Source organism: Gammaproteobacteria bacterium, from assembly GCA_003696665.1.
Taxonomy (GTDB): Bacteria; Pseudomonadota; Gammaproteobacteria; order Enterobacterales.
The window spans coordinates 1-9309 of sequence record RFGJ01000651.1 but is presented as its reverse complement, the minus strand read 5'-3'; the positions used below and the strand labels follow the sequence as shown (position 1 = coordinate 9309).

At 51.5% G+C, this 9309-nt stretch carries 13 protein-coding genes; 7 read left to right on the top strand and 6 right to left on the bottom strand.

The features are described from left to right. The 3 genes from D6694_15640 to coxB form a co-directional block, all read right to left on the bottom strand. A partial coding sequence (locus D6694_15640) for a cytochrome c oxidase assembly protein (protein RMH33422.1) occupies positions 1-293 on the bottom strand: 293 nt, incomplete at its 3' end. An 8-nt stretch (positions 294-301) separates the two neighbouring features. Beyond that, positions 302-1882, bottom strand: a complete 1581-nt coding sequence (gene ctaD, locus D6694_15635; protein ID RMH33421.1) for a cytochrome c oxidase subunit I — start codon at positions 1880-1882, stop codon at positions 302-304. Positions 1883-1896: 14 nt separating this feature from the next. Beyond that, positions 1897-2985: a cytochrome c oxidase subunit II gene (gene coxB / locus D6694_15630; GenBank protein RMH33426.1), complete on the bottom strand. Its 1089-nt coding sequence runs from the start codon at positions 2983-2985 to the stop codon at positions 1897-1899. Positions 2986-3414: 429 nt separating this feature from the next. Between coxB and D6694_15625 the strand changes: the two genes are divergently transcribed. Further along, entirely contained in the window at positions 3415-3903 is a 489-nt protein-coding gene (locus D6694_15625; protein RMH33420.1) for a pantetheine-phosphate adenylyltransferase, read from the top strand. A 6-nt stretch (positions 3904-3909) separates the two neighbouring features. Next, positions 3910-4173, top strand: a complete 264-nt coding sequence (locus D6694_15620; protein RMH33419.1) for a YfhL family 4Fe-4S dicluster ferredoxin — start codon at positions 3910-3912, stop codon at positions 4171-4173. Between the two features lie 11 nt (positions 4174-4184). Here D6694_15620 and D6694_15615 read toward each other — a convergent pair whose 3' ends face one another. Then, positions 4185-4604 carry a ferric iron uptake transcriptional regulator gene (locus tag D6694_15615; GenBank protein ID RMH33425.1) on the bottom strand — a complete coding sequence of 140 codons (420 nt, stop codon included), beginning with the start codon at positions 4602-4604 and terminating at the stop codon, positions 4185-4187. A gap of 105 nt (positions 4605-4709) precedes the next feature. Between D6694_15615 and D6694_15610 the strand changes: the two genes are divergently transcribed. Together D6694_15610 and D6694_15605 are read left to right on the top strand one after the other, a co-directional pair. Continuing rightward, on the top strand, positions 4710-5063 hold the full coding sequence (locus tag D6694_15610; GenBank protein RMH33418.1) for an outer membrane protein assembly factor BamE: 354 nt from the start codon (positions 4710-4712) through the stop codon (positions 5061-5063). Beyond that, positions 5063-6640 carry an FMN-binding glutamate synthase family protein gene (locus tag D6694_15605; protein RMH33424.1) on the top strand — a complete coding sequence of 526 codons (1578 nt, stop codon included), beginning with the start codon at positions 5063-5065 and terminating at the stop codon, positions 6638-6640. The genes D6694_15610 and D6694_15605 overlap by 1 nt, the downstream gene beginning before the upstream one ends. Here D6694_15605 and D6694_15600 read toward each other — a convergent pair. Together D6694_15600 and D6694_15595 are read right to left on the bottom strand one after the other, a co-directional pair. Next, a complete protein-coding gene (locus tag D6694_15600; protein RMH33417.1) occupies positions 6637-6978 on the bottom strand; it encodes an RnfH family protein in 342 nt (113 codons plus the stop codon). The two genes, D6694_15605 and D6694_15600, sit on opposite strands and share 4 nt — an antisense overlap. Beyond that, entirely contained in the window at positions 6926-7375 is a 450-nt protein-coding gene (locus D6694_15595; GenBank protein RMH33416.1) for a type II toxin-antitoxin system RatA family toxin, read from the bottom strand. The genes D6694_15600 and D6694_15595 overlap by 53 nt, the downstream gene beginning before the upstream one ends. A gap of 103 nt (positions 7376-7478) precedes the next feature. Between D6694_15595 and smpB the strand changes: the two genes are divergently transcribed. The 3 genes from smpB to D6694_15580 all read left to right on the top strand — a co-directional run. Continuing rightward, complete coding sequence (smpB, locus tag D6694_15590) at positions 7479-7958, top strand: SsrA-binding protein SmpB (GenBank protein ID RMH33415.1); 480 nt, start codon at positions 7479-7481, stop codon at positions 7956-7958. 81 nt (positions 7959-8039) lie between these two features. After that, entirely contained in the window at positions 8040-8873 is an 834-nt protein-coding gene (locus tag D6694_15585; protein RMH33414.1) for an ion transporter, read from the top strand. After that, on the top strand, positions 8873-9309 hold a 437-nt coding region (locus D6694_15580), incomplete at its 3' end, for an amidinotransferase (protein RMH33423.1). The genes D6694_15585 and D6694_15580, both read left to right, overlap by 1 nt.

Here is a 9309-nt window from a genome sequence, read left to right as displayed (position 1 = left end):
TAGGTTTTCCCAGGATGCACTTTCATCGTATAAGTCTCGGGCCGGAATTCGACTTCAACATCCATTTCCTTGGACAGTTGAGCGATAAACTGCAGATCAATTTGTCGCGCGGTGTCTTCCTGCTGTGCATTCTCTGCAACCGGCCCGCCCGTCTTCCCATTGATGCCCGTCACCTGACAAAACACGTTGTACAAAGGAACCAAGGCAAAGGCGAACCCAACCATCCCGGCCACCACAATCAGAAGATTGCGAACGGTTTTTCGGTTTTTTTCCCGAAGGTTCGCCTCGCTCATATCTCCCCCTACTTCACTTCCGGTGGTGTCTCAAAAGTGTGGTATGGTGCCGGTGAAGGCACGGTCCACTCAAGTCCTTCCGCGCCATCCCAAGGTTTCTGAGGCGCCGGCTTGCCGCGCTTGACACAGTCAATCAGGACGTACACAAAGAGGAGCTGTGTCAGGCCGAGCCCGAACGCGCCAATGGACGACACCATATTGAAGTCAGCAAACATGGCGTTGTAGTCCGGAATTCGCCGTGGCATACCCGCGAGTCCCGAGAAATGCATCGGAAAGAACGTCAGGTTGACAAAAATCATTGATAACCAGAAATGCCATTTCGCCAGTTTCTGGTTATACATTTTACCAACCCACTTCGGCAGCCAGTAGTAAACCGCCGCGAACGTGCCAAAAATCGCACCTGGGAACAACACATAATGGAAGTGCGCCACGACAAAATAGGTGTCGTGGTACTGACTATCCGCAGGTGCCATGGCCAGCATCACGCCAGAGAAGCCGCCAATTGTGAACAGGATGACGAATGCCACAGCAAACAGCATCGGAGGTTCAAATGTCAGCGAGCCTTTCCACATAGTCGCCACCCAGTTGAACACCTTCACACCTGTCGGCACTGCGATCAACATGGTGGCAAACATGAAAAACAGCTCGCCAGCGAGTGGCATCCCGGTAGTAAACATGTGGTGCGCCCAGACGATGAATGACAAAAACGCAATCGATGCTGTCGCATAAACCATTGAGCTGTAACCAAACAGCTTCTTACGCGAGAAAGCGGGGATAATGGCCGATGCGACACCGAAGCTGGGCAGAATCATGATGTAAACTTCCGGATGCCCGAAAAACCAGAAGATATGCTGGAACATGACCGGATCACCGCCACCCGCAGCATTGAAGAACGATGTGCCAAAGTTGCGGTCCGTCAGCACCATGGTCACCGCCGCCGCCAGTACCGGAATCACCGCAATCAGCAAAAAGGCTGTGATAAACCAGGTCCAGACAAAGAGTGGCATTTTCATGTAGGTCATGCCTGGCGCACGCATGTTTTTGATGGTGACAATAATGTTGATCGCCCCCATCACTGAAGAAATCCCCATGACATGCACCGAAAAGATAAAGAAGTCCGTACTCGGCGGGCCGTAGGTCGAAGACAACGGCGCATAGAAGGTCCAGCCAAAGTTCGGGCCACCACCTTCCAGGAACGGTGAAATCAACAAAACCAGAAACGCTACAGGAAGCAGCCAGAATGCCCAGTTGTTCATTCGCGGCAAGGCCATGTCGGGCGCCCCAATCATCAGGGGGATCATCCAGTTGGCCAACCCGGCAAAGGCAGGCATGACCGCGCCAAACACCATAATCAGACCATGCATGGTGGTCATTTGATTGAAAAAGTTTGGATCGACCAACTGCAGACCTGGTTGGAACAACTCGGCACGAATCACCATGGCCATCGCACCACCGATAAAAAACATTATCAGCGCGAAGACCATATACATGGTGCCAATATCTTTATGGTTGGTCGTAAACAACCAACGCTTGATGCCCGTTGGCTTGTGATCGTGGCCGTGGGCGTGCGTATCTGCAACTGCACTCATGAGAGCCTCTCCCCTTATTGCTTCTTGTGAGCGGCCACGTCGGCCGGTTGTACCAGATCGCCTGTTTTATTTGACCAGGCGTTACGCTCATAGGTGATGACCGCAGCAATCTCTGCATCGGTCAATTGACCTGCCCAAGCTGGCATCGCATTTCGCCCATGCAGCACAATATCAATGTGGGCTTCGACTGGACCGGTGGCGACTTTGCTGCCATCCAATGCCGGGAATGGCCCGGTACCCTTACCCTCAGCACCGTGACAAGCCGCACAACGCGCCGCGAAAACTTCCTTGCCTTTTTTCATCAGGTCTTCTTTGCTCCAGCTTCGCGCCGCCGCTTCTTCAGCCGCTTTCTTCGCAGCCGCAATCTCGGCTTTTTTGTCGGCCACCCATTTTTCAAAATCAGCCTCCGACTTCACATCGACGACAATGGGCATAAATCCGTGGTCTTTGCCGCATAGCTCGGCACATTGCCCGCGATAGATACCCGGCACCTCAGGCTTGGCCCAAGCTTCATTAATAAAACCAGGAATGGCGTCTTGCTTTACGCCAAAATCAGGCACGAACCACGAATGAATGACGTCCTTAGCGGTCACCAAGAAACGTACTTTCTTGCCCACGGGCAATACAAGCGGATTATCTACCTCGAGGAGGTAGTGCTCACCTTTTGGTGCCTTACCTTCAATTTGCTCACGTGGCGTTGAGAGGTTTGAGTAGAACTCAATACCTGCGGCCGGACCATCCAGATATTTGTACGACCACTTCCACTGATAGCCAGTGACCAGAACATTCAACTCAGCATTCGAATTGTCCTCAATCTCTATCAAAGTGCGTGTGGCGGGCACCGCCAACGCGATCAAAATCAAAAACGGAATGGTCGTCCAGACAACTTCTACCAGTGTGGAATGGTGGAACTTAGCAGGCTCTGGGTGGTTGTCGCGACGATGCTTCCAAATGGAATAAAACATCGCGCCAAAGACCACGATGCCGATGCCAACGCATACCCACACGGCGTACATATGTAACTGATAAATGTCACGGCTGACTTGCGTGACCCCTTCCCGCAGGTTGAACCGCGGCGCTTCCGCCCAGCTTGTTGCGCCCATCAGCGCACTGGCAAGCCATACGGAGATCTGCTTGAGTTTTTTCAACGACATCCCCACCTCTCCAACGGATTCAATGACAAAGATTCGTGCTGACCACGATGGTCATTTTGACTTCTTTTGACCGTTATCAATATCCACGATACCAGTTTGTTGCATAATCACACCATAATGGCGGAGTGTAGTGTAACTGTACGCGGGTAAAAAACGGTACTTTTAGGCCGGGATTCTATCTGAGTCCATATAAAAACGCCAGTCACAAGCATCGACGATCATTCTACGCCCCCTTTGAAGGACGTATTGTTCAAACCACCAGCGGCCGCCTTCATCGACAAGACACCTTAGACCAAAGCTCGACAAGAGCGCCCGCTTACCTGTCGAAAATTTCAGCCAGGTCCGGTACACTCAAGAAAAACGCGAACCAAGTCGCATATGAAAACCGTCGTTTATCCTGGAACCTTTGATCCCCCAACCACGGGCCACGTTGATTTGATCGAACGAGCAAGTCGCTTGTTCGACCAGGTGATTGTCGCCGTGGCCGAAAGTCACTCCAAACACCCATTGTTCACTTTGCCGGAGCGGGTCGATTTATGCCGCCAAGTCATTGAAGCGGTAGGACTTGATAATGTTAAGGTAGAAGGTTTTTCAGGTCTGCTCGTTGATTATGTCAGAAAGCAAAAAGCACACGCGCTGGTGCGCGGCATTCGAGCCGTCTCGGATTTTGATTACGAATTCCAGTTGGCCAATATGAACCGCCGACTGGCCCCTGAAATAGAAAGCGTTTTTCTCACCCCATCAGAACACTTGTCTTTTATTTCTGCTTCGTTGGTACGTGAAATTGCCAAACTGGGTGGTGACGTGAGCGAGTTCGTTCACCCAGTGGTGGCTCGCGCCTTGTCGCAGAAACTACAGGAGCGTTAAAAGACAATGAGTCTAGTGATTCTGGATGCTTGTATCAACTGTGCGTTGTGCGAAATTGAATGTCCAAACGACGCCATCTCGCAAGGTCCCGAGTACTATCAAATTGATCCTGACCGCTGCACAGAGTGCGTGGGGCATTTTGACACCCCACAGTGTCAAACCATCTGCCCGATCGAGTGTATTGAGCCAGATCCCCAATACAACGAAAGCAAATCCATCTTGCTTGCCAAATTCAAGCGACTACATCCAGACAAAACCCCTATCTTGTGAGGGACAACTATCTAATTGTCGGCCTTCTGACAACGGGGACAAATGCCGTAGAGATACATGGAGTGGGCGTTCAAGCGATAGCCTGCGCGCTTGGCGATGTCATGTTGGCGTTGTTCAATCACCTCATCCATAAATTCCTCGACCGCCCCGCACTGTTCACAAACCAGGTGATCGTGATGCTCACCGTCAGCGAGTTCAAACACGGAGTGCCCACCATCGAAGTGGTGCCGCTCGACAATGCCGGCCTGTTCAAATTGAGTCAACACTCGATAGACCGTCGCCAACCCCACTTCTTCACCCGCCTCAAGCAACGCTTTATACACATCTTCGGCGCTCATATGCCGGTCTTCCGCATTTTCCAAAATGCCCAGAATTTTGACCCGGGGCAATGTGACTTTCAGGCCAACTTTCTTCAGCTGCGAACTGTCCAAACCAATTCCTCCGTTCACCGTGTCGCGACTGGCAATTCTAGCCAAAGCCAGTAAAATGCAGACTATCTACTATGCATTGTGCCTCAATTGTACGCAAGGATACAAATGAGAATTATATTGATTTCTATGGCGTTGGCCCTCGCGGGCTGCCAACTCATCGATCCACTGGTCTATCGTCTGACCATATCGCAAGGTAATTTGATTGACCAAGAACAGGTGGACAAACTCAGCCCTGGCATGACCAAGGAACAAGTGCGATTCGTCCTTGGCACACCGCAAACACAAGATCCCTTTAAGCACGACGTTTGGAACTACGATTTCCACTTTATCAACGCACGTGGCCAAAAGGATACCGACAAACTGAGAGTATATTTTGCCAACAACAAACTGGTTCGTATTGAGGGTGATTTTCACCATCCTCAACTGAACCCCGAAGCCAAAGGAAAAGATTCATCATGATGACAACCGCACCCTGGTACAGTGGACTGGCTTGGCTTGTTTATCTGTTTTGGTTCGCCATAGGTCTCGCTGTCATCGCGGTTGTTATTCTCTTTGTCATCGATATCTCGCAAAAACGGGATCCCATTCGCCAAAACTATCCGGTCATTGGGCGTTTCCGGCATATTTTTATCAAGCTTGGCGAATTTTTTCGCCAATACTTTTTCGCCATGGACCGGGAGGAGCTGCCGTTCAATCGAGCCGAACGTGTGTGGGTGTATAAAGCGGCCAAACGTGCCAACAATACCCGTGCGTTCGGTTCAACCCGGAGCCTTACCCAGCCGGGCAGCATCATCTTTTTAAACTGTGCCTTCCCGACTCAAGACGAAGACTCGGTCAAGCCTGAAGCGTTGACATTTGGACCCTATTGTCGGCAGCCATACCAAGCGCCTCAGTTATTTAACATTTCGGGCATGAGTTTTGGTGCCCTGTCGGCACCGGCTGTCGAAGCATTGTCCAAAGGGGCCGCCCTGGCGGGCTGCTGGTTGAATACTGGTGAAGGCGGCCTCAGCCCGCATCACCTCGCCGGTCAGTGCGATCTTGTCTTTCAAATTGGTACCGCCAAGTATGGTGTGCGCACCAAGGATGGCCGACTTGATGAAGGTAAATTGGCTGAAGTCGCTTCACATCCGCAAGTCAAAATGTTTGAACTGAAACTTAGTCAAGGCGCGAAGCCAGGCAAAGGCGGTGTACTGCCCGGCATCAAGGTGACGCCGGAAATCGCCGCCATTCGAGGCATCGAGCCCGGAAAAGACTCCATTAGCCCGAATCGGCATCCTGAAATCGCCTCTCCTCAGGAACTGCTTGATTTTATCAATCATATTCGCAACATCACCGGAAAGCCGACAGGCTTCAAGGCCTGTATTGGTTCCTATGGATGGCTTGAAACGCTGTGCGATGAAATTCGAAAACGTGGAATAGAATCGGCCCCTGACTTCATCACCATCGACAGTGCCGATGGCGGAACCGGGGCCGCGCCGCAAAGCCTATTGGATTATGTTGGGTTACCGCTAAAAGAAAGCTTGCCTCGCGTTTCCGATTTGCTCTACCGCACCGGGTTAAAATCCCGCATTCGCCTGATCGCCTCTGGCAAGTTAATCAATCCAGCGATGGTAGCGTGGGCCATTGCCATGGGCGCGGATTATGTTGTCAGCGCCCGCGGGTTCTTGTTCGCGCTTGGGTGCATTCAGGCGTTGAAATGCAACAAAAACACCTGCCCAACCGGTATCACAACCCACAACCCCAAATTACACGATGCCATTGATGTTGACGATCGAGCACAACGAGTTGCGGCCTATCATGCGTCAGTGCAAAAAGAAGTGTGTACCATCGCGCACAGCTGTGGCGTTGCCGAACCAAGACACCTACGACGATTCCACGTCCATATGATTAACGAATATGGCATCAGCGTGCCACTGGACACTTTGTATCCGCCGACCGAGGAAGAAACGCAAGAGGCGCTGGAACAGGCCAAGCAGTGTCGTGAACGCTTTGGCGCCCATGGCGACTGCCAACAGAACAGCCGAGAAGCCGGTTAACCCTTTTTCTGTGCCACTTTTCGCGCGGCCATTTGTGCCGCCCGCCGCCTTCTCATTTCCTTTGGATCCGCAATCAGCGGGCGATAAATCTCGATTCTATCCCCGTCGCTAGGGACGGTATCGAGCGGCACTATTTGAGAAAATATCCCGACGGCTTGTCGACTCAGATCAATTTCCGGGTGTTTTTCCAAAATCCCGCTTTGTGAAATGGCCTCCCCCACCGTGGTCGCGTCATCGATATTGAGCGTAATGACTGTGGCCTTTTCAGGCAGGGCATACACCACCTCAACTGTTTTGTTTGTCACTACACACCTCTCGGCTACGCTGCACAAAAGCATCAAATAGCTGGCCGACCAAATGGCCAAATACGCGACTGAATGCTAACCCTATCAGACGATTGGCAAAATCAAAATCAAGATCCAGCGTCACACGGCAGCCTGAATCGCCCACGGCTTCAAAGCGCCATTGACCTTGAAGATAGGATAGTGGCCCTTCTTCCAATTGCATTTTCAGCCAATGTGGCCGCTCCCAACGATTGCGTGTGGCAAAAAAGCCGCCGAGCGCCGCACTGTCGAGCTGTACCCGGGCGATCAACTCATTCTCGGCCACCGGCGTCACCACCACATCTCTAATATGCGGCACAAACACCGGGTAGTCTTCGACACGATGCACCACATCAAACAGTGCTTCAGGCGGATAAGGCAACAGTGCTTGTCGATGAACCTTAGGCATCATTCAGTTCGTTTCAATGACATGGCGCGGCATTTTACCCTGTCGGGCTTGTCAACGCACGCATTGCGGTACCCAACGCCACAAGAGATCGCTATAATGCGCGCCCATGAGCAAGAAAAAGCAAAAATCCCCCGGTACCAATACCATCGCCGTCAACCGAAAGGCGCGTTTTGAGTATTTTATTGAAGACACGCTGGAAGCTGGCTTGGTACTAGAAGGCTGGGAAGTCAAATCGCTGCGGGCGGGCAAGGTCAACTTGTCCGACAGCTACGTATTACTGAAAGATGGCGAGGCTTGGTTACTTGGCTGCCTCATCACGCCATTGCCGACAGTTTCAACGCACTTTCGCCCAGATCCCACACGCACCAGAAAACTGCTGCTTCACAAGAAAGAATTGTCACGACTCTTCGGCTTGGTGTCACAAAAAGGGATGGCCCTTATCGCACTCAAGCTCTACTGGAAAAATAATCGGGTGAAACTGGAAGTGGGCATTGCTAAAGGCAAGCGCAAACACGACAAACGCGCCAGTGAAAAAGAACGGGAATGGACACGTGAGAAGGCACGCCTTCTGAAAAATCGAGTTTGAACATTTTGCAAATTCAGCCCATTGCCCCATTTTTCTGTTTCTGGTCTAATGTGAGCACGCTGGTTCTATTCGAATAACAATTTGATAGAAAAAGAAAAACAGACCGACTGGCGCGCACGTTTATTTGACGTCATTTACCATGCCGACACGCCAGCGGGCAAAGCATTTGACATTGCACTCATTTCGGCCATTCTGATAAGTGTCACCGTCGTGATGCTCGACAGCGTGCCCAGCATCTATGCACGTTATCACGACACGCTGTTCATGCTGGAATGGTGTTTTACGGTCTTATTTACCGTCGAATACGGACTCCGGCTCATCTGTACGCGCACACCACATCGTTATGCTTTGAGCTTTTTTGGCCTCATTGACTTACTGGCGATTCTGCCCACCTATATCGGCCTCCTCTTTGAGGGCACTGAGTATCTCTTGGTGCTTCGTTCCCTGCGCGTGTTGAGGATTTTCCGGATACTCAGGCTGATGCGTTTTGTTGGCGAAGCCGATATGCTCATTCGATCGCTTATCGCCAGCCGCCATAAAATTTCTGTTTTCCTTTTATTCATGACCACCATTGTCATGATTTTCGGCTCCCTCATGTATCTCATTGAGGGACCAGAGCATGGTTTCACTTCAATTCCAGAAAGCGTTTACTGGGCAATTATCACAGTGACCACTGTCGGGTATGGTGATATTGCCCCACAAACACCTATCGGCAGAGCGCTTGCCTCTATCATGGTGATCTTAGGCTATGCCATCATTGCCGTACCTACCGGCATCTTGACCGCCGAGATTCATAAACAATCACAAAAGCCGCTGTCGCGTTACCCGAAAGACTGCGCAGTGTGTGGACACCGTCCCGAGGAAAGTGGCGCCCGGTTTTGTAGCCAGTGCGGTGCTGAGCTGGAGGTGAAATAATGCGACAGATCACCGATACCATCCTCATGGTTCGACCGAGTGTTTTCTATGCCAATCCCGAAACTTCGGAGGACAATGCCTTTCAACACGTTGAAGACATCAATTTAACGCAGCAGGCACAAGCTGAATTCGACGCACTGGCTAGCGCACTTGCCAGGGCAGGCGTTAAGGTATGCGTTGTTCAGGACACGCCTGAGCCCGAAACACCGGATGCCCTATTTCCAAACAACCGGATTAGCTTTCATACCAACGGACTGGCGGTATTGTATCCGTTGCGTGCCCCCAACCGGCGTCTTGAACATCAGCTCGATGTGCTCAGGCCGCTCGAAGCAGGCGATTTTTTCCAACCCAAGCACATTCTGGACTATCGTAGCTACGTCGAAGAACAGAAGTTTCTGGAAGGCACGGGGTCATTGGTGCTCGATCGTGTCAACCG

Bases quoted from the DNA above. Each gene is read 5' to 3' on its own strand.
- coxB (RMH33426.1), bottom strand. From the start codon at position 2,985: ATGGGCGCAACAAGCTGGGCGGAAGCGCCGCGGTTCAACCTGCGGGAA.
- D6694_15605 (RMH33424.1), top strand. From the start codon at position 5,063: ATGACAACCGCACCCTGGTACAGTGGACTGGCTTGGCTTGTTTATCTG.
- ctaD (RMH33421.1), bottom strand. From the start codon at position 1,882: ATGAGTGCAGTTGCAGATACGCACGCCCACGGCCACGATCACAAGCCA.
- D6694_15610 (RMH33418.1), top strand. From the start codon at position 4,710: ATGAGAATTATATTGATTTCTATGGCGTTGGCCCTCGCGGGCTGCCAA.
- smpB (RMH33415.1), top strand. From the start codon at position 7,479: ATGAGCAAGAAAAAGCAAAAATCCCCCGGTACCAATACCATCGCCGTC.
- D6694_15595 (RMH33416.1), bottom strand. From the start codon at position 7,375: ATGATGCCTAAGGTTCATCGACAAGCACTGTTGCCTTATCCGCCTGAA.
- D6694_15625 (RMH33420.1), top strand. From the start codon at position 3,415: ATGAAAACCGTCGTTTATCCTGGAACCTTTGATCCCCCAACCACGGGC.
- D6694_15600 (RMH33417.1), bottom strand. From the start codon at position 6,978: ATGCTTTTGTGCAGCGTAGCCGAGAGGTGTGTAGTGACAAACAAAACA.
- D6694_15620 (RMH33419.1), top strand. From the start codon at position 3,910: ATGAGTCTAGTGATTCTGGATGCTTGTATCAACTGTGCGTTGTGCGAA.